The following is an 18262-nucleotide window of genomic DNA, read 5'->3' on the forward strand; positions in this document are numbered from 1 at the left end:
CGGGCCGACAAAGTTGCGAGCCCGCTGCTTTGATTCAGTGATAGTCGTCTTCGCGCTGATGCCGAACCGCCAGTACGGTGACGCATTGGCGGTCCTCGACCTCGAACAGCAGCACATAGCCGCTGGCGCCAAAGCCGATGACCAACTCGCGCAGAAAAGGGTTACCCGGGCCTGCTTTGCGGCAGCTCAACGGCGCAAGCTCAAGCACGGTGATGCCGTCTCGGATGGCCTGCAGCGCACGCTCGGCCACGGTGAAGTCGCTCTCTGCGCGTTGCAGCAGCCAGTCGTAGAGGCGCGAGAGGTCTTCGCGCGCTTCCTCCGTGAAGCGGATGGTGAATCCCACGACGGCCTAGCCCTTCCGGGCTGTATCCAGCTGGGACTGCAGCCCAGCCAGCACGTCTTTCGCGTCGATGTAGCGGCCCGACTGCCGGGCGCTATCGCGCGACGCCAGGCCGCGCGCGACAAACGCATCTTGCTGTTGCCGCAGCTGCACTTGGGCGCGCACGGACTGCTCGACGAAGCTGGATAAGGTTTCGCCCTTTTGCAGCACCGCCTCAGCGGCTTCGCGCAGCGCAGGATCGACCCGGAGCGAAGGTAGGGATGCTGATTTCATGCGACACCTCGTGCGTTGCAATTGCAACGCATGATGGCAGGTGGGCGCTGTGACTTCAACTTTGCCGCTGTCCTCGGCAAGCGACGCGGGCCGTCCAACCCGCGCGCACCACCCGCCAGCCTTCGTACCCAAATTGGGTAGGTTTCTACCCAATTTGGGTATTTGCAAAGCCTTTTGGTTCGGCCTGGCGAAGGCTCCCTGGTCGGAAGCCAGCCGAACTCGACCAGCCACCACCCACCCTCACCCCTTCCGTCCCACCAACCACGCCTTGATCTCCGGCACCCGCTGCGCACGCAGCTTCACCCGCGTGCGGATGTCGGCGATGGCCGCGTCCGCATCGCGGCGCGAGGTCGCGGCGAGGTAGCGCTGCGCATACGCCTGGATCTTGTCGACCATCTTCAGGTCGACCGAGCCGGCGCCCAGGCGCGGGTAGTAGCGGGCGCGCGAGGTGGTGTCGATCAGGGTGTCCACCTGGTCGCGGCGGGCCACGGCGAAATCGAAGGCCAGGTCCGGGTGCTCGCCTGCCACCGTCGTGATCATGGAGGCGCTGTTGGTGGCGCCGGGCTCGTCGGTCAGCGCCATGTCCAGGGCGCGTTGCGCGAGGGTGGCGTCCTTGGCGCCGGCCAGCAGCAGGTAGTCCTGGTCGCGGATCATCGAGGACGTCTCCTTCTGCGCCATCCGGTGCAGCGCGTCCCAGGTGGCGGCGTCTGCATTGCGCGCGACGATGCCCAGCACGCTGTAGCGCAGTTCCGGCGACAAGGCTGTCGGGTCGGCCTGGAACGCGGCGAAACGGCGGCGCGCTTCGGCGATCACGGTGGCGTCGCCCATGTCGCCGAGCGTGTCGATCAGGTGCGCACGCAGTTGCTGGACCTGGGCGGAATCGCCTTGGCGGCCGTCCCAACCCAGCGTGGCGAATTCCGGCGCCAGCCGCGACAGCGCGTAGCGGCGCCAGGCCGCCTGGCTCTGCGGGTCGTCCTGGAACAGGTCGTCGATGCCGGCGTAGACCGTGGCGACAGTGACCCACAGGTCCGACGCGGCGCCCACCGGCACGGTGTCGGCCAGGCCGAGCAGGTCCGCTTGCGGCTGCAGGCCGACCGTGGCCAATGCGCTGGTATCCAGCAGCACGCCGAGCTGGTCCACCACCGGCAATGTGGCGAAGCCGGCGGTCAGCGCCTTGAACTGCGCGGGCGCGTACAGCGTGCGGTAGTAGCCCTTCTGCCCGGCGTTGACCAGCACCGGCGCGGCGCAGCCAGGCAATTGCAGCTGCGCGCTGCCGTCCACCAGCACGCGCACTTCTTTGTCGCCGCTGCGCACCGCCACCGGCACGTGCCAGTGCAACGGTTGTTTGCCGGGGCGGTCGAGGGTGTATTCGCCCTGCTCCAGGCGCACGACGGTGGTGCCGGCGTTGCAGTTGGTCGCGACCTTGATCAGCGGCACGCCGGGCTGCAGGGTGAAGTCGTGCGCCACCTGCAGGAACTGCTTGCCGGGCGCGGCGGCGTCGATTTCCTGCCACAGGTCGCCGGTGACGGCGTTGCCGTAGGCGCGCTTGGCGATGTAGCGGCGCACGCCGTCGCGCCATGCGTCGGCGCCGACGTAGTCCTCCAGCATGCCGATCACCGCCGAACCCTTTTCGTAGGTGATGCCGTCGAAGGCCTGGCTGGCCTGTTCGACGGTGGCCACTTTCTGCACCACCGGGTGGGTGGTGGCGTAGGCGTCGCTGCCCATGGCGGCGCGGCTGACGTAGGCGGGGCCGGTCTTGTCGATATCCCATTCCGGGTGCAGCCTGGCGGTGGTGCGGCCTTCCAGCCAGGTGGCGAAGCCTTCGTTGAGCCACAGGTCGTCCCACCAGGCCATGGTCACCAGGTCGCCGAACCATTGGTGCGCGATCTCGTGCGCGGCGGTGGTGAACACGCGCTGCCGATCGGTCACGTCCGACACCGCCGGGTCCAGCAGCAGGGAATGTTCGAAGGTGAAAATGGCGCCCCAGTTCTCCATGGCGCTGAAGAACTGGCTGCCGCCCGGTGCGGCGATGTTGTCCAGCTTGGGCAGCGGATAGCGCACGCCGAAGTAGTCGTTGTATTCGCGCAGCACGTCGCGGCCGGACTCCAGCGCGAAGCGCGCCTGGTCGGCCTTGCCCTGCTGGGCGATCACGCCGATCTCGGTGCCGTTGTCGCCTTTGAGCGCGGTGCGCTCGAACTCGCCTACGCCCAGGAACAGCAGGTAGGTGGACATCTTCGGCGTGGTCTGGAACGCGACGCGCTTGAGGCCATGGCCGAGGTCGGTGGTGGCGGCCACGGGCATGTTGCCGACCACCATCTGCGCGGCCGGCGCGTTCACCGTCAGGTCGAAGGTGGCCTTGAAGTCGGGTTCGTCCCAGGACGGCAGGAAACGGCGCGCGTCGGAGTTCTCGAACTGCGTGTACAGCGCGCGGCGCTGGCCGTGCGGGGTGGCGTAGTCCAGCGCGAACAGGCCGTTGGCCTGGGTGTTGATGACGCCGCTGTAGTCGATGGACAACACATAGCTGCCCGGCACCAACGGCTGGTCGAACACGAAGCTGGCGGTCTGCGCGTCGGCGTCGGTGGCGACCTTGGCCACCAGCGCCGCCTTGGCCTTGCCGCCGGTCAGGGTGCTTTGGCCGAAGCGCAGGTCGGCGGCCTGCAGCACGATGCGGTCGGTGGGCTGCAGCACGTCGAGCGCGATGCGGACCTTGCCGTCGAACGTCATCGTGTCGGCGTGCGGGGTGATCTCCAGCGCGTAATGCCGGGGCCTGGCGGTGCGCGGCAATTGCGTGGTGACCGACGCGACCGGCGCGGCGGCGACGCTGGGTGCGGGACGTTCCGTCTGGGCGAACGTGCACGGCGAGACGCTGGCCAGGGCCAGGGCGATGGCGGTCGTGAGGATCTGGCGCATGGGGGCTCTTCGAAGGGGCCGGCGCAGGATACAGACGGCGCGGCGCGTTCGACGCGGCCGCCTGCAACGCAGACAGCGGGCAATCAGCTCGCGCCGCCAGGACCCCGCCCTGCCGACCCGATGGCAGCGGCTAAGTCACGCCAGCTGCTTGAGTTGCGCCTCGCTGGGAAAGTCACGCACGCGAAAGCGCGGCGGATAGAAGTCCGGTTCCTGCTCCATCAGTTCGGCGACCACCGCGACGGCCTTGTCCCAGTCCGCGACCACCATGTCCGCGTCGCCCTCGTCCTTCGGCACGACGAAGGCGATGCGATCGGCCTTGGGCAAGGAGGTGTCGACATCGCGGGTCCAGGTCGCCAGCGAGAACTGCCGGCCGCTGCCGTCGTTCTCCTCGAACACGCGGTAGGAGGCGACGAAGATGTCGGTGTGGTTCGCGGCGTGGATCTTTTCCAGCAGGTCCTTCTGCAGGGAATAGGCCGGCGCATCCATCATGCGCTGCAGATCGGCCTGGCGGCGCCGGTGCTCGGGCTGCGGCAGCGCGAATGGGACGATCCGGCGCGCGTCGTCGTAGGCGAAGGCCAGCGAGGAGATGCAGCGCCCGTTCGCGGCCGCGTCCAGGCTCAGTTCCAGCATGCCCGCCATCGCGGTTTCGTCGCGGTCGCCCACTACCAGCAGGCAATCGCGGGTGGGCAGCATGAACACCGGCCGCCCCTTCACCGGAACGCGCTGCAGCACGTCGGGCAGCACTACGCGGCTGGTGTCGTAGGCGTCGTGCCAGGCACCCTGGAAGATGCCTGGGGCGACCTCGACGAAGCGGTCCGGCGTGGCGTCGCGCAGGTTGTCGTGGGCGATGGCCAGCGCTTGCTCGAAGGTGATGCCCCATGCGTCCTTCGGCCCAGCGAGCAGGGTCGAGGTCGAATCGGGGCGGTCGATCGCCAGCAACTCGACGCAGTCCTCGCTCAGCTCGCGCCAGACGGTGGTGAACGGCGTCTCCCAGCCATGCGCGCGGATATGCTCCAGGCGCATCTCCTCGAACATGGCGCGATGGCGCACGACGGGCATCAGCATCGGCCGCGCCTGCTCCAACGTCTCGATCTGGTTGTCTTCGCCGCCCTCCTCCACGAACGCCGCGGCATAGCTGCGCAGCACCTCGGCGCGGCGCTGGCGATCGGCGGTGGTGTAGTCGTGGTAGGCGTTGTGCAGATTGATGATGCGCCCGCGTGGCGCGACAAGGCGGAATTCGTCCGGCCGGTACGTTAGCTCCTCCCGGTAGCCCTGCGCACGCAACGCGCCCTCGAACAACGTGGCGAACGCATCAGGACTGGGTTTGCGATTGAACAGCTTGTCGAACAGGGCTGTGAGCATCAGCGGTCTTCCTTGGTGAAGTGGCGTCATGCTTGTTGCGCGCAGAACGCTAGCACAGCTGCAGCGGCCACCAGGCTTCACCGGCAAGAAAGCCCCGCCGGAGCAGGGCGCGTCTCGGCCGCATTCCATGTTCCGGAATGTGGAATGCCTCTTCTGCAGCTCGACACACAGACGCAAGAAAGGCCCCTTGCGGGGCCTCTCTGCACCTCAAGTCCCGACATGCGCCGGGACGCCGGATCAGGCGAACGGATCCTGCAACACCATCGTGTGGTCGCGGTCCGGGCCGGTGGAGACGATGGAGATCGGGCAGCCGGCCAGCTCCTCCAGCGCGCGCAGGTAGGCGCGGGCGGCGGGCGGCAGTTCGTCCCACACGGTGATGCCGTGGGTGTTCTCGGTCCAGCCGGGGAACTCCAGGTACACCGGGGTGCACTCTTCCCAGCCCTGCGCGTCCAGTGGCGCGTATTCGGTGCGCTTGCCGCGGTATTCGTAGGCGATGCAAATCTTCAGCTTCTCCATGCCGTCGAGCACGTCGAGCTTGGTGATGCACAGGCCGGAGATGCCGTTGATGGCCACGGCGCGCTTGAGCGCGACGATGTCCATCCAGCCGCAGCGGCGCGGGCGGCCGGTGGAGGCGCCGTACTCGGCGCCGCGGTCGCGGATGCCCTGGCCCACTTCGTCGTCCAGTTCGGTCGGGAACGGGCCGCCGCCGACGCGGGTGGCGTAGGCCTTGGCGATGCCGAGCACGTAGTCGATCGCATCGGCGCCGACGCCGGTGCCGGCCAGCGCGCCGCCGACAGTGGTGTTGGAGCTGGTGACGTACGGATAGGTGCCGTGGTCGATGTCGAGCAGCGCGCCCTGCGCGCCTTCGAACAGCACGCGCTTGCCCTGCTTGCGCAGCTCGTGAAGGATGCCGGCCACGTCGTACTTCATCGGCTGCACGTAGTCGCCGAAGGCCAGCGCCTCGTCGAAGGTCTTCTGGAAATCGACCGCTTCCACGCCCAGGTACTTGGTCAGCACGAAGTTGTGGTAGTCCAGCGCGGTGCGCAGCAGTTCTTCCAGCTGCGGCGGGTAATGCAGGTCGGCGATGCGGATGCCGCGGCGTGCCACCTTGTCTTCGTACGCCGGGCCGATGCCGCGGCCAGTGGTGCCGATGGCCTTGCCGCCGGCGGCCTTCTCGCGGGCCTGATCCAGGGCGATGTGGTACGGCATGATCAGCGGCGCGGCCGGGGAGATCTTAAGGCGCGAACGCACTTCCACGCCCGCTTCCTCCAGCTCGCTGATTTCCTTGATCAGGGCGGCCGGGGAGATCACCACGCCATTGCCGATCAGGCACAGCGCGTCTTCGCGCAGGATGCCCGACGGGATCAGGTGCAGGACGGTCTTCTTGCCGTTGATGACGAGGGTGTGGCCGGCGTTGTGGCCGCCCTGGAAGCGCACGACGGCCCCGATTTCCTCGGTGAGCAGATCGACGATCTTGCCTTTGCCTTCATCGCCCCACTGGGCGCCGAGCACGACAACTGACTGACCCATGGCTGGGTAACTCCTGGTTTGCTGCGCAGCCATCGGGGCCGCACGGATGTGGTGGCCATGCACGGGTCTTGCCGGCGCCGGTACGGCCGCTCCATCGGGGAGCGTCCAGGCGGCGGCAGGCCCTTACACGGAAAAAGCCGGTCGAGGCGCTCGTGTGGAGCGGGCCCGGCCGGCTTTTGTGCATTATCCGGGTTTTGGGTGGCGGTCACCACCCCTTCCGCGGCCGCGTTCAGCGACGTACCCGGCTGGAGCGAACCGGATGCGGGTCAGGCGCGGACCCACAGCAAGGCCAGCAGCCCCACCGCCAGGGCCACGCCGCCGGCGATGCGCAACTGCGCGGCCGGCATGGCCAGCATCTGCTGCACCAGCCGCTTCCAGGCCTCCGGCGCGACCAGCAGGACCAGGCCCTCGAAGACGATCATCAAGCACACCGCGGCGATCAGATCGTGCATGGGGTCTCGGGTAAGAGGGAATGGGCGAACGCGTCAGCGCTGGAGCGCCTTGAACCACCTGTAGGAGCGGCTTCAGCCGCGACATTTACCTTGCCGGAGAGGACCTGTCGCGGCTGAAGCCGCTCCTACAACAGGGGACTGCGGGGACCGGGATCCGCTCTTGCGAATCCCGAATCCCCAATGCCGAACCCCGGCTCGATCAGCGCTCGCTCTTCAGGTACTGCAGGAACGGATCGTTCTTGTCCAGCACGATCACCGCGTTGCCGTCGGCCATGGCGCCGCGATAGGCCTCCAGGCTGCGGTAGAACGCGTAGAACGACGGGTCGGCGGAGCCGGCCTTGCCGTAGATGCTGGCGGCCTCGGCATCGCCTTCGCCGCGCAGCTTCTGCGCGTCGCGCTCGGCCTCGGCGACCAGCACGGTGCTCTCGCGGTCGGCCTGGGCACGGATGGTCAGCGCCTGCTCTTCGCCTTCGGCGCGCAGCTTGCTGGCTTCCTGCTTGCGCTGCGCGCGCATGCGCTCGTACACGTCGGTGATCACCTGGCTGTCGGTCGGCAGGTCGATCTGCTTGATGCGCAGGTCGGTGATCTGCATGCCCAGGGTCTTGCCGGCGGCGTTGATCGCGCTCAGCTGCTGCGCGATCAGTTCGCTGCGGTCGCCGGACACCAGCTGCTGCAAGGTGCGCGAGTTGATCTGGTTGCGCAGCGAATCGATGATGATCGGTGCCAGGCGCGCGTTGGCCACCTTCTCGTCGCCGCCGGTGGCGCGGTAGAAGGCGCGCACGTCGGAGATGTAGCCGATGGCGAAGAAGTCGACGCTGACGTCCTTCTGCTCGGCGGTGAAGTAGCGCGCCGGCGGCGTGTCCAGCACCTGGAAGCGGCGATCGAACACGCGCGTGGATTCCACCAGCGGCAGCTTGAAGTGCAGGCCCGGCTTGAGGTCGGCACGGGCCACGCGGCCCAGGTTCAGCACCATCGCGGTCTGGTCTTCGCGCACCACGAACACCGAGCTCAGCAGCGCGAACAGCGCCACGACCGCGACGCCCGCCCACAGGGAAATTCTCATGGCTGCACCTCCTCACGGCCGTTCGGGCGCGGCGTGCGCTCCGGACTGCGGATACTTTCGGCCGGGCTGCTGGACAGCGACGGCATCAGGACTTCCTGCGGCAGCGTCGGCATGCCGCCGCTGGCGGACGGCGCCGGCGCGGCGCTGGCGCCGCTCTTGCCGCCGTCGGCCGGCATCGGCACGTAGATCAGCTGGCGGCCGTCGCCGCCGATGACCTTGCGGTTCTCCGACAGCACCTTCTGCACCGTCTCCAGCCACAGCCGCTTGCGGGTGACGTCCGGCGCGTTCTGGTACTGCTGCTGCAGCAGGGTGAAGCGCTCGGCATCGCCTTGCGCGCGGGCGATCGACGCTTCCTTGTAGCCCTCGGCGACGGTGCGGGTGCGCGCGGCCTGGCCGCGGGCTTCCGGCACCATCTTGGCGGCGTAGGCCTGGGCCTCGTTGATCAGCCGTTCCTTGACCTGCTGGGCGCCGTTGACCTCGTCGAAGGCCGGCTTCACTTCTTCCGGCGGGCGCGCGTCGGGCAGGGTCAGCCCGGTCACGATCAGGCCGGTGCGGTAGGCGCTGAGCGCGGCCTGCAGGCGGTCACGCGCGGCGGTGGCCATCGGCCCGCGGTTGTTCAGCACCACGTTGAGGTCGGCGCGGCCGACCTGTTCGCGCACCGCGCTCTGCGCGGCCTGCTCCAGCACCTGGTCGGCGTTGCGCGAGCCGAACACGTACATGCGCGGGTCGTCGATGCGGTACTGCACGTTGAGCGAGACGCTGACGATGTTCTCGTCGCGGGTCAGCACCGGCACCTGATTGCTGAAGGTCTTGATCTCGGTGGCATTGACCTTGCGCACCGATTCGATCGGCCACGGCAGCTTGAAGTTCGGGCCCGGCTGCAGGATCCGCGAGAACTGGCCGAAGCGCAGCACCACGCCGCGCTGCTGCTCGCCGATCAGCTGGAAGCAACTGAACAACAGCAGCAGCACCACCGCCGCCAGCACCCAGCGGCCGATGTTGGCGCCGTCGCCGCCGAACAGGTCCTTCAACGGACCGGGCAACCCGCCCCACTTGCCGCCACCATTGCCGCCACGAGGCTTCCAGGGATTGCGCCCGTTATTGTCCGGGCCATCTCCGCCCTTGCCGCCGGGTGTATTCCAGGCCATGCATGCTCCAAGAAGGTAGGTGGCGGCGCGTCGGTCCGCGCCGGTCACCGTAAGTGAGTCGCCGATTCTACAAGATGGGGCAGATCCGACGTTTCGAAAGGGCTATCTTGGTGCATTCCTTCGCGCCGACCAAGGTTTTCGCCATGTCGCTCCCCGCCAGCTTCCCCGCCTTCCGCATCCACCAGGACGATGCCGGCTACCGCGCCGCGGTCGAACCGGTGGGGCTGGACCAGCTCAGTCCCGGCGAAGTGGTGATCCGCGGCGCCTGGTCGTCGGTGAATTTCAAGGACGCCCTGGCCGGCACCGGCCAGGGCAAGATCCTGCGCCGGTTCCCGCTGGTCGGCGGCATCGACGTGGCCGGGCACGTGGTCGCCTCCAGCGATCCGGGCTTCAAGGAAGGCGATGCGGTGCTGGTCACCGGCTGCGGCCTGAGCGAGACCCGCGACGGCGGCTACAGCCAGTACGCGCGGCTGGAGGCCAAGTGGGTGGTGCCGCTGCCGGCCGGGCTGAGCCTGCGCGAGAGCATGGTGCTGGGCACCGCCGGCTTCACCGCAGCGCTGGCGCTGCTGCGCCTGCTCGACAACCGGCAGACCCCGGCCCACGGCCCGCTGTGCGTGACCGGCGCCACCGGCGGGGTCGGCTCGCTGGCGATCGACATCTTCAGCCGCGCCGGCTTCGAGGTGCATGCGGTCAGCGGCAAGGCCGACCGCGCCGAGCACCTGAAGGCGCTGGGCGCCAGCCAGGTGCTGGGCCGCGACGCGCTGCAGACCAAGCGCCCGCTGGAGTCGGTGCGCTTCGGCGGCGGCCTGGACAACGTCGGCGGGGCGATGCTGACCAGCCTGTTGGCGCAGACGGCCCCGTACGGCAACGTCGCCAGCGCCGGGCTGGCGGCGACCCCGGAGCTGGACATGACGGTGATGCCGTTCATCCTGCGCGGCGTGTCGCTGCTGGGGATCGGCTCGGCCGGCACCGCGCGCGACCTGCGCGACCTGATCTGGCAGCACCTGGGCAGCGACTGGAAACCGCGCCACCTGGACGCGATCTGCACCCGCGAAGTGGACCTGTCCGGCCTGCCCGAAGTGTTCGCGACGATGCTCGCCGGGCAGTCGTTCGGGCGCACCGTGGTGCGGCTGGATCCGGCGGCGTAGACGTGCCCGGGGGTTTGTGACGCGCACCGCTTTCCGGGTGCGCGCCGCTGCCACTACACTCGTGGCTCCAAGGGGGAAACACATGGCACGCATCCTGATCGTCGACGATTCGCCGTCGCAGTTGCTCGGCATCCAGCGCATCGTGGAGAAGCTGGGCCACGAAACGCTCACCGCCACCGACGGTGCGGCCGGCGTGGAAGCGGCCAAGGCGGCGCTGCCGGACCTGGTGCTGATGGACGTGGTGATGCCCAACCTCAACGGTTTCCAGGCCACCCGCACGCTGCGCCGCGAGCCGAGCACGCAGAACATCCCGGTGATCCTGGTCACCACCAAGGACCAGGACACCGACCGCATGTGGGGCATGCGCCAGGGCGCCCGCGCCTACATCACCAAGCCGTTCTCCGAGGACGAGCTGTCCGAGGTGATCGAGCGGGTGTTCAGCGGCGAGGACCCGCCGAAGGGCTGAGGAGCCGGGATTGGGGATTGGGGATTAGGGATTGAGGTGCAGCCGAGGCGGCCATGCGCTCTCGCCCTGCGCTTTTTGTAGGAGGGGCTTCAGCCCCGACGCCTTACCGGTAACGCACCGGGGCTGAAGCCCCTCCTACAGGGAAGCACAAGCTGCGGCAGGCCTGGGAAACTCGAATCCCCAATGCCGAATCCCGAATCCCGGCTTCACACTGCCTCGCCGAACGCCTTGGCCAGACTGCGATAGGCCTTGCGCTGCGCCTCGGTCTCCGGCGCCGGTGCCAGCACTTCCAGTTCCACGATCTGGTCGCCCGCCGGGGTGCCCGGCAGGCCGCGGCCGCGCAGGCGCAGCTTGCGCCCGGCGTCGGACTCCGGCGGGATCTTCAGCTCCACCGCACCGCCCAGGGTCGGCACGCTGATGCTGGTGCCCAGCGCCGCCTGCCACGGCGTCACCGGCAGGGTGTACAGGATGTTGAGCCCGTCCACCTCGAACTGCGGGTGCGCGGCGTATTCGATCTCCAGCAGCAGGTTGCTGCCGCCGTTGCCCTGCCCGCTCAGCCGGATCACCTGGCCGGGGCGCACGCCCTTGGGCACGCGCACGTCCAGTTGCTTGCCGTTGATGGTGATGCGCACGCTGTCGCCGGCATACACGGCTTCCAGCGGCACCGCCAGCTTGGCGCGGGTGTCGCCGCGCGGCGCCGCGCCCGGGCCGGGACCGGGGCCGGCACCGCCCTGGCGCGCGCGCTGCTGGCGCGCGAACAGGCTCTCGAAGAAATCGCTGAAGCCGCCGCCGGCGCCGCCGTTGCCGAACACTTCCTCGAAGTCATAGCCCTGCGCGCCACCGTAGTTGGGCGGGGCCTGGAACTCTTCGCCGGGCCGGTAGCCCTGCGCGCGCAGCTGGTCGTAGGCGGCGCGCTTGGGCGGATCGCGCAGCGCCTCGTAGGCCTCGTTGATGGCCTTGAACTTGTCCTCGGCGCCGGCCTCCTTGCTGACGTCGGGATGGTACTTGCGCGCCAGCCGCCGGTAGGCGGTCTTGATCTCGGCGTCGCCCGCGCTGGGCTCCACGCCCAGGGTCGCGTAGTAATCCTTGAATTCCATCCATCACCTCAAAAAGAGTCGGCCCGCCGCCTTGCGGCAACGGGCCGGTTGCATGCTGCGCACCATCGCCCGGCCATTCTACTGGCCGGCCGCGAAGGCGCGGCGACGCCGTGGCGTCGCCGGCGCGGGCGGGCGCTTACTGCACGATCGTGGCCCCGGTGTCGACCTGGATCCGGCGCGGCGTGCTCGCCGGGCGCTTGGGGATGCGCACTTCCAGCACGCCATGGTAGCCGGTGGCGGAAATGTTGTCGGGATCGGCGCTGTCGGGCAGCGCGAAACGGCGGTGGAAGCTGCCGTAGCGGCGCTCGATGCGCGAGAAGCGCTCGCTGTCGGCGGTGGACTCGCTCTTGCGCTCGCCCTTGATCGACAGGATGCCCTTGTCCATCGACACCTCGATCTCGGCCGGGTCGATGCCGGGCAGGTCGGCGTACAGCACGAAACGCTCGGCTTCCTCCTTGATGTCCACGCGCGGCACCCACTGCGCGGTGACGACGGCCGACTCGTCGGTGCCGCCGTTGGGGTCGAAGAAGCGGTCGAACACCTGCTTGATCTCGTTCTGGAAGGCGGCCTGGGCCGGCAACGGGCGATAACGGACGATGCTCATCTCGTAGTCTCCTGCAACGTGAATGGGATAAACCCTGACGGGTGGTTCGCGGCGGCGGGCCAGGCCCGCCGCCATGCCTGCCAGATAGGAATGGCCCTGCGCTTTTCAAGGGGCCTTGACGCTGCCTTCCCATTCCGATTTCTAGACTCGATTCATCCAAGGAGCCCGACATGCCCATCCAGCCCGGCGAACGCATTCCCGAAGTGGTCCTGCAACGCATCCGCGAGGGCGTGGAGCAGGTGGACACCCGCAGCCTGTTCGACGGCCACCGCGTGCTGCTGTTCGCGGTGCCCGGCGCGTTCACCCCGACCTGCTCGGAGAAGCACCTGCCCGGCTATGTCGAGCACTTCGAGGAATTCCGCAAGCGCGGCATCGAGGTGTACTGCATGGCGGTCAACGACCCGTTCGTGATGCAGGCCTGGGGCAAGAGCCAGCTGGTGCCCGACGGCCTGCAGATGCTGTCCGACGGCAACGGCGCACTGGCCAAGGCGCTGGGCCTGGAAATGGACGCCAGCAGCTACGGCATGGGCGTGCGGGCGCGGCGCTTCGCGCTGTACGCCGAGGACGGCGTGGTGCGCGCGCTGTTCGTCGAGGCCCCGGGCGAATTCAAGGTCTCCGCTGCCGACTATGTGCTGCAGCACCTTCCCGACCCGCAGCATCTCCCCACCTAATCTTTCTTTCACCCACCACACAGGAACCGGCCAGCCATGTCCAACAAGCCAGCCAACGACGCCAAGCCGCTGCAGCACACCGCCGGCCTCACCGATACCGCCACGCTGCGCGCCAATGCACGCCAGAGCATCGAGGACGGTGCGATCACCAAGAGCTACAGCGCCGACCGCGAGGCGGTGATCAAGCTGCTCAACGATGCGCTCGCCACCGAGTACGTCTGCGTGCTGCGCTACTACCGCCACTACTTCATGGCCTCGGGCATGCTCGCCGACTCGGTCAAGGCCGAGTTCCTGGAGCATGCGCAGCAGGAACAGGAACACGCGCACAAGCTGGCCGAACGCATCGTGCAGTTGGGCGGCGAGCCGGACCTCAATCCCGACACGCTGACCGCGCGCTCGCATGCCGAATACAAGGAAGGCGAAGACCTGCGCGACATGGTCAAGGAAAACCTGATCGCCGAGCGCATCGCCATCGACAGCTACCGCGAGATGATCAATTTCATCGGCGACAAGGACACCACCACCAAGCGAATCCTGGAGCACATCCTGGCCCAGGAAGAAGAGCATGCCGACGAGTTCTCCGACATGCTGGAAGGCTGGATCGGGAAGTAATCCGACCAGTCGCATGCATGACATCAGCGCCCGGCACTGCCGGGCGCTTTTTTTCGCGGCAACCGCGGTGGGAATGGCCGGTAACGCGCGGCGCGGCCGGAACAGGATCGTGCGTCCGCGTGACGCGCCGAGCGCCCCGCCTCTTCGGGCGCCCTCCCCGCTCGAAAGGATGCCGCGACAATCTCCGCGACGTTCGCAGGCGCTGGCCTTTTGCAGGCAACCGCAGCACTCCCTGTAGGAGCGGCTTCAGCCGCGACAGGGACCTTCGGCAAGTTCATGTCGCGGCTGAAGCCGCTCCTACAGAGGCACGCCTCTTCAGGCGTCCTCACCGGACAGAAGGATAGCCCGACGATTTCCGCGACCGTTCGCAAGCGCTGGCCTTTTGCAGGCAATCGCAGCACTCCCTGTAGGAGCGGCTTCAGCCGCGACAGGGACCTTCGGCAAGTTCATGTCGCGGCTGAAGCCGCTCCTACAGAAGGCTGAGCCCGAGCAAGACCCTTGGGGCTTCCCTGGCCGATGTCGTCGCAGGGGACGCACATGCTGTGGGAGCGACTTCAGTCGCGAGGGGCTCTACCGGGAATGCCCGTCGCGACTGAAGTCGCTCCCACAGCATTTCGCGGGCTGCGGGAATCCGGGGCTGCGCGACGCGACGTCCGACGCCGACCGCCCCGCGTAAGCGCGCTCAATGCAACACCCGGAACCGCACCTGGGTCCACGCGCCATTGCTGGCCAGCGCCGTCAGGGTGTGGTCGCCGGCATCGGCGAAATCGCGCTGGAAGTTGCGCGCGCCTTCGGTGCGGGCGATCCAGCGGCCGTCCAGCAGCCAATCCACCGGCGCGGTGGTGCCCAGCGCACGCACCTGCAGGCGCACGCTGGGGCTGCCCGGCGCGCGCGCCAGGGTGGCGCGGTCGTTGAGCCCTTCGATGCGCAGCACGTCGTTGCCGCCGCGGCCGTCGTCGCGGCAGTCCGGCGCCAGCGCCGGCAGTTGCCCGGCCTGGCGTTCGCTGGCGTGCAGCCATGGCGTCAGTAACGCCGGCCAGCGCGCGAGTTCGCGCTGCACCGCCTGGTGCGGCCGCGCGCAGTCGGGCGACAGGCGCAGGCCGCTGCGCGCGTCCACCTGCACCGTGTCGCGGCCCGCGCTCCATAGCCGCGCGTCGCGCTCGGCGAAGGTCGGCGGCACCGCGCCGTCCAGCGCGTAGGCGGAGAAGCGCCGCTGACACAGCGCGGGCGGGGTCTGTTCGGCGGCGATGCCCAGCGGCCAGCACACGTCCAGCTGTTGCACGTTGTCGGGCATCGGCCGCGGCGCGTTGTCGCCGCGCGCGCGCGGCAGGCTGTCGATGGTCTCGAACATCAGCGGCAGCGCGGTCACCGCGCCGTACTGGCCGGGCAGCGGGGTGCCGTCCGGGCGCCCGACCCAGACCCCGACCGTGTAGCGGCGGGTGCTGCCGATCGCCCAGGCGTCGCGGTAGCCGTAGCTGGTGCCGGTCTTCCACGCCACGCGCGGGCGCGTGCCGACATCGAAGGTGCCGATGCCGTAGCCGGGGCGCGGGTTGGCCTCGAGGATCTCGCGCACGATCCACGCCGCGCCGGGCGACATCAGCCGCCGGTCGATGACCTTGTCGGTGGCGGTGTAGCGCACGTGCCCGGCGATGCCGTCGCGGTTCAGCGCGGCGAACGCGCCGACCAGTTCTTCCAGCTGCGCGCCGGTGCCGCCGAGGATCAATGCCAGGTTCGGCGTGCTGCCGCGCGGAAACTTCAGGCCGATGCCGGCATTGTTCAGGCGCGCGGCGAAGCGCGCCGGGCCGACCCGCTCGAGCAGGTCCACCGCCGGCACGTTCAACGACAGGCGCAAGGCGCTGGCGGCGCCGACCGGACCGTTGAAGGCCTCGTCGAAATTGCCCGGGCGGTAGTCGCCGAAACTCTGCGGCGCGTCCACCAGCAGGCTTTCGGAGTGGATCAGGCCGTCGTCCAGGGCCATGCCGTACAGGAACGGCTTGAGCGTGGAACCGGGCGAGCGCCAGGCCTGGACCATGTCCACGTCGCCGAGCCGCTTGCGGTCGCCGAACAGCACCGAGCCGATGTAGGCGCGCGCCTGCAGGTCGCGGTTGTCCACCACCAGCAACGCCGCGGAGGTGCGCTCGGGCAGCTGCGAGAAATACGCGCTGACCCGATCCTCCAGGGTGCGCTGCAGATCCGCATCGAGGGTGGAGACGATGTGCGCGGCGCGCGGCGCTTGCCGGCGCAGGCGCTCGGCCAGCAGCGCGGCATGCATCGGCGACTGCAGCGAACGCGCCACCACCGGCTCGATGCGCGCGTCGTCGACCTGCTCGCGCGACCACACGTGCAGGTCGACCATGCGCTCGAGCACCTTGTCGCGCGCGGCGCGCGCGGCCTCCGGATGCCGGTCCGGGCGCAGCCGGCTCGGCGCCTGCGGCAACACCGCCAGCAGCGCCGCCTCGGCCTGCGACAGGCGCGATGCCGGCTTGCCCAGGTAGGCCCAGCTGGCCGCGTCCACGCCTTCGATGGTGCCGCCGTAGGGCGCGCGCTCCAGGTACAGCTGCAGGATCTGGCGCTTGCTCAGGTGCACTTCCAGCTGCAGCGCGCGCAACAGCTGCTGCAGCTTGCCCAGCGGGCTGCGCGTGCTGACGTCGTCCGGCATCAGGATCCGCGCCACCTGCATGGTCAGGGTGGAACCGCCGGAGACGATGCGGCGCGAGAACACCCACTGTTTGCCGGCGCGCAGCAGCGCCCACGGGTTGACCCCGGGGTGATGCCAGAACCAGCGGTCCTCGTAGTTCAGCAGCGCCTGCAGGTACAGCGGCGACACGCTCTGCGGCGTGGCCGGGTAGCGCCACACGCCGTTGCCGTCGGCGAAGGCGCGCAGCGGGGTGCCGTCGGCGGCCACCACCAGGGTCGAGGTGTCGCGCGATTTCGGCAGCGGCAGCGGGAACGCCAGGTCCAGCAGCAACAGCGTGGCCAGCAACGCCACCGTGCCCCAGCGCAACACGCGCCAATGCAGGCGGCCCCAATGCGGCCGTGGCAGCAGGCGCGTCCAGCGCCGGGTGCGCCGCGCGCGGGGCGTGGCGGCGGAGACGTCCTGTGACATGCGGGCTCCCGATGGAAGCGGCTATTTTGCCCGTTGCGGCGGCGCCGGCGCATCCGCGCGATGCACTTGCACCGCCTGCGCCAGGAACGGCGCGCACCGCGCCTGGGCCGCATCGTGCTCCACCACCAGGTGGTCGATCGCCGCCACCGCGGCCACCAGATGCGGCGCATGCGCGCCGAGCTTGTCCACGGTGACCACCACCGCGGTCTCGCCGCTGGCCTCGATCATCGCGCGCTTGAACAGCGCCTCCTCGCCGTCCACGCCCCACAGCCCGCGCTCGGCATCGATCGCGCAGGCGCCGGGAAAGCACAGGTCGGCACGGACCTGGCGCAGTTGCTGCAGCGCCTGCGCGCCGACGGCCGCGCCGATCCGCGGATCGATCCGGCCGCCGATCAGCAGGATCTCGACGCCTTCGCGCGGCATCAGCAGCTGGGCGATGTCCGGCGCATTGGTGATCACGGTCAGGCGCTGCCGCGGCGGCAGCGCGGCGGCGATGGCGCTGTTGGTGGAACCGGCGTCGATCAGCAGCACCTGCCCGGGGCGCACCAGCGCGGCGGCCGCCTGCGCCAGCGCGCGCTTGCGCTCGGCATGTTCCTCGTGCCGCTGCGGCAGCGGCGCGACGTCGGGCGTCGGCGGCAGCGCGCCACCGTAGACGCGGCGGCACAGGCCCTGCGCGGCGAGGTCGCGCAGGTCGCGGCGGATCGAATCCTCCGACACCGCGAACGCCGCGGCCAGCTCCGTGGCCACGACCCGGCCGTGCTCGCGCAGGCGTTGCAGGATCGCCTGCTGGCGTTCCTGCGGCAGCGCGTCGGCGGCGGCCGTCATGCGCCCGACCCGGCGCTGCGCAGCGGCAGGCCCAGCGCGCGCAGCTCGGCACGCAGCGTAGCCGCGTCGCGGAACTGCAGCGCGTGCAGTCCCTGCGCGGCGGCGGCGTGGACGTTGCGCGGCGCGTCGTCGATGAACACCGCGCGCGCCGGATCGATGCCGTAGCGCGACAGCAGCAGCGCGAAGATCGCCGGATCCGGCTTCACCAGGCGCTCCTGCCCGGACACCAGGATTCCGGCGAAACGCTGCAGGAACGCATAGCGCTGCAGCGCGACCGGGAACGTCTCCTGCGACCAGTTGGTCAGCGCGTACAGGCGCACGCCCTGCGCGTGCAGTTCTTCCAGGATCTGCACGCTGGCGTCGAGCGGGCCGCCGAGCGTCTCTTCCCAGCGCAGGTGGTAGGCGGCGATCCGCTCGGCCTGCGCCGGATGCAGGGCGCTCAATTCGGCGACCGCCTCGCGCCACGGCCGGCCGGCGTCCTGGCGCTCGTTCCACTGCGGCGAGCACACCTCGGCGAGGAAGCGCTCCATCTCGGCGGCGTCGTCGAACAGTTGCCGGTACAGATAGCGCGGGTTCCAGTCGATCAGCACGCCGCCGAGGTCGAAGATCACGGTGTGCGGCGCGTGCGCGGGAGTGGCTGGCATGGCGTGGTGCT

General features: G+C 69.3%; 17 protein-coding genes. 4 read left to right on the top strand and 13 right to left on the bottom strand.

Annotated features, from left to right (window positions below; translation table 11 throughout):
• Positions 1-34 precede the first annotated feature (34 nt).
• From AB8810_RS17475 to hflK, 8 genes are all read right to left on the bottom strand, one after another.
• Positions 35-343 carry a type II toxin-antitoxin system RelE/ParE family toxin gene (locus AB8810_RS17475; RefSeq protein WP_369914392.1) on the bottom strand — a complete coding sequence of 103 codons (309 nt, stop codon included), beginning with the start codon at positions 341-343 and terminating at the stop codon, positions 35-37.
• A gap of 6 nt (positions 344-349) precedes the next feature.
• Positions 350-613: a YlcI/YnfO family protein gene (locus tag AB8810_RS17480; protein ID WP_039007274.1), complete on the bottom strand. Its 264-nt coding sequence runs from the start codon at positions 611-613 to the stop codon at positions 350-352.
• 240 nt (positions 614-853) lie between these two features.
• The gene (locus AB8810_RS17485; RefSeq protein ID WP_369914394.1) at positions 854-3523 is read right to left on the bottom strand and encodes a M1 family metallopeptidase; all 2670 of its coding nucleotides are present in this window, start codon (positions 3521-3523) and stop codon (positions 854-856) included.
• Positions 3524-3658: 135 nt separating this feature from the next.
• On the bottom strand, positions 3659-4885 hold the full coding sequence (locus AB8810_RS17490) for a hypothetical protein (RefSeq protein ID WP_369914395.1): 1227 nt from the start codon (positions 4883-4885) through the stop codon (positions 3659-3661).
• Positions 4886-5122: 237 nt separating this feature from the next.
• Positions 5123-6415 (bottom strand): adenylosuccinate synthase, encoded by a 1293-nt coding sequence (locus AB8810_RS17495; protein WP_191824986.1) that lies wholly within the window; start codon positions 6413-6415, stop codon positions 5123-5125.
• Positions 6416-6681: 266 nt separating this feature from the next.
• A complete protein-coding gene (locus tag AB8810_RS17500) occupies positions 6682-6867 on the bottom strand; it encodes a DUF2065 family protein (protein WP_191824987.1) in 186 nt (61 codons plus the stop codon).
• 199 nt (positions 6868-7066) lie between these two features.
• On the bottom strand, positions 7067-7930 hold the full coding sequence (gene hflC / locus AB8810_RS17505; protein ID WP_185813602.1) for a protease modulator HflC: 864 nt from the start codon (positions 7928-7930) through the stop codon (positions 7067-7069).
• Complete coding sequence (gene hflK, locus AB8810_RS17510; protein ID WP_206229958.1) at positions 7927-9078, bottom strand: FtsH protease activity modulator HflK; 1152 nt, start codon at positions 9076-9078, stop codon at positions 7927-7929. Before hflK ends, hflC begins: the two co-directional genes overlap by 4 nt.
• Before the next feature lie 143 nt (positions 9079-9221).
• Between hflK and AB8810_RS17515 the strand changes: the two genes are divergently transcribed.
• Positions 9222-10226, top strand: a complete 1005-nt coding sequence (locus AB8810_RS17515) for an acryloyl-CoA reductase (protein ID WP_206257529.1) — start codon at positions 9222-9224, stop codon at positions 10224-10226.
• A gap of 82 nt (positions 10227-10308) precedes the next feature.
• Complete coding sequence (gene pilH, locus AB8810_RS17520; protein ID WP_145701440.1) at positions 10309-10692, top strand: twitching motility response regulator PilH; 384 nt, start codon at positions 10309-10311, stop codon at positions 10690-10692.
• A gap of 206 nt (positions 10693-10898) precedes the next feature.
• On the opposite strand, the gene AB8810_RS17525 is transcribed toward pilH, so the two are convergent.
• Together AB8810_RS17525 and AB8810_RS17530 are read right to left on the bottom strand one after the other, a co-directional pair.
• The gene (locus tag AB8810_RS17525) at positions 10899-11789 is read right to left on the bottom strand and encodes a DnaJ C-terminal domain-containing protein (protein ID WP_179570701.1); all 891 of its coding nucleotides are present in this window, start codon (positions 11787-11789) and stop codon (positions 10899-10901) included.
• 136 nt (positions 11790-11925) lie between these two features.
• The gene (locus AB8810_RS17530; RefSeq protein ID WP_179570700.1) at positions 11926-12393 is read right to left on the bottom strand and encodes an Hsp20/alpha crystallin family protein; all 468 of its coding nucleotides are present in this window, start codon (positions 12391-12393) and stop codon (positions 11926-11928) included.
• 170 nt (positions 12394-12563) lie between these two features.
• On the opposite strand from AB8810_RS17530, the gene AB8810_RS17535 reads away from it, so the two are divergent.
• Both AB8810_RS17535 and AB8810_RS17540 read left to right on the top strand, forming a co-directional pair.
• On the top strand, positions 12564-13064 hold the full coding sequence (locus AB8810_RS17535; RefSeq protein WP_179570699.1) for a peroxiredoxin: 501 nt from the start codon (positions 12564-12566) through the stop codon (positions 13062-13064).
• A gap of 36 nt (positions 13065-13100) precedes the next feature.
• Positions 13101-13676 carry a bacterioferritin gene (locus tag AB8810_RS17540; protein WP_179570698.1) on the top strand — a complete coding sequence of 192 codons (576 nt, stop codon included), beginning with the start codon at positions 13101-13103 and terminating at the stop codon, positions 13674-13676.
• A 682-nt stretch (positions 13677-14358) separates the two neighbouring features.
• Here AB8810_RS17540 and pbpC read toward each other — a convergent pair.
• The 3 genes from pbpC to AB8810_RS17555 are packed head-to-tail and all read right to left on the bottom strand — an operon-like array spanning position 14359 to position 18251.
• Entirely contained in the window at positions 14359-16782 is a 2424-nt protein-coding gene (pbpC, locus tag AB8810_RS17545) for a penicillin-binding protein 1C (RefSeq protein ID WP_369914396.1), read from the bottom strand.
• 21 nt (positions 16783-16803) lie between these two features.
• Positions 16804-17607, bottom strand: a complete 804-nt coding sequence (locus AB8810_RS17550) for a DeoR/GlpR family DNA-binding transcription regulator (protein WP_206229953.1) — start codon at positions 17605-17607, stop codon at positions 16804-16806.
• Positions 17604-18251 carry an HAD family phosphatase gene (locus AB8810_RS17555; RefSeq protein WP_179570695.1) on the bottom strand — a complete coding sequence of 216 codons (648 nt, stop codon included), beginning with the start codon at positions 18249-18251 and terminating at the stop codon, positions 17604-17606. The genes AB8810_RS17550 and AB8810_RS17555 overlap by 4 nt, the downstream gene beginning before the upstream one ends.
• Positions 18252-18262 lie beyond the last annotated feature (11 nt).

Source organism: Xanthomonas sp. NCPPB 3005 (assembly GCF_041228095.2).
GTDB lineage: Bacteria > Pseudomonadota > Gammaproteobacteria > Xanthomonadales > Xanthomonadaceae > Xanthomonas_A > Xanthomonas_A bonasiae.

Coding starts and splice junctions, on each gene's coding strand:
- AB8810_RS17530 (WP_179570700.1), bottom strand. CDS start 12,393: ATGAGCATCGTCCGTTATCGCCCGTTGCCGGCCCAGGCCGCCTTCCAG.
- pilH (WP_145701440.1), top strand. CDS start 10,309: ATGGCACGCATCCTGATCGTCGACGATTCGCCGTCGCAGTTGCTCGGC.
- hflC (WP_185813602.1), bottom strand. CDS start 7,930: ATGAGAATTTCCCTGTGGGCGGGCGTCGCGGTCGTGGCGCTGTTCGCG.
- pbpC (WP_369914396.1), bottom strand. CDS start 16,782: ATGTCACAGGACGTCTCCGCCGCCACGCCCCGCGCGCGGCGCACCCGG.
- AB8810_RS17550 (WP_206229953.1), bottom strand. CDS start 17,607: ATGACGGCCGCCGCCGACGCGCTGCCGCAGGAACGCCAGCAGGCGATC.
- AB8810_RS17540 (WP_179570698.1), top strand. CDS start 13,101: ATGTCCAACAAGCCAGCCAACGACGCCAAGCCGCTGCAGCACACCGCC.
- hflK (WP_206229958.1), bottom strand. CDS start 9,078: ATGGCCTGGAATACACCCGGCGGCAAGGGCGGAGATGGCCCGGACAAT.
- AB8810_RS17480 (WP_039007274.1), bottom strand. CDS start 613: ATGAAATCAGCATCCCTACCTTCGCTCCGGGTCGATCCTGCGCTGCGC.
- AB8810_RS17535 (WP_179570699.1), top strand. CDS start 12,564: ATGCCCATCCAGCCCGGCGAACGCATTCCCGAAGTGGTCCTGCAACGC.
- AB8810_RS17490 (WP_369914395.1), bottom strand. CDS start 4,885: ATGCTCACAGCCCTGTTCGACAAGCTGTTCAATCGCAAACCCAGTCCT.
- AB8810_RS17525 (WP_179570701.1), bottom strand. CDS start 11,789: ATGGAATTCAAGGATTACTACGCGACCCTGGGCGTGGAGCCCAGCGCG.
- AB8810_RS17515 (WP_206257529.1), top strand. CDS start 9,222: ATGTCGCTCCCCGCCAGCTTCCCCGCCTTCCGCATCCACCAGGACGAT.
- AB8810_RS17500 (WP_191824987.1), bottom strand. CDS start 6,867: ATGCACGATCTGATCGCCGCGGTGTGCTTGATGATCGTCTTCGAGGGC.
- AB8810_RS17495 (WP_191824986.1), bottom strand. CDS start 6,415: ATGGGTCAGTCAGTTGTCGTGCTCGGCGCCCAGTGGGGCGATGAAGGC.
- AB8810_RS17485 (WP_369914394.1), bottom strand. CDS start 3,523: ATGCGCCAGATCCTCACGACCGCCATCGCCCTGGCCCTGGCCAGCGTC.
- AB8810_RS17555 (WP_179570695.1), bottom strand. CDS start 18,251: ATGCCAGCCACTCCCGCGCACGCGCCGCACACCGTGATCTTCGACCTC.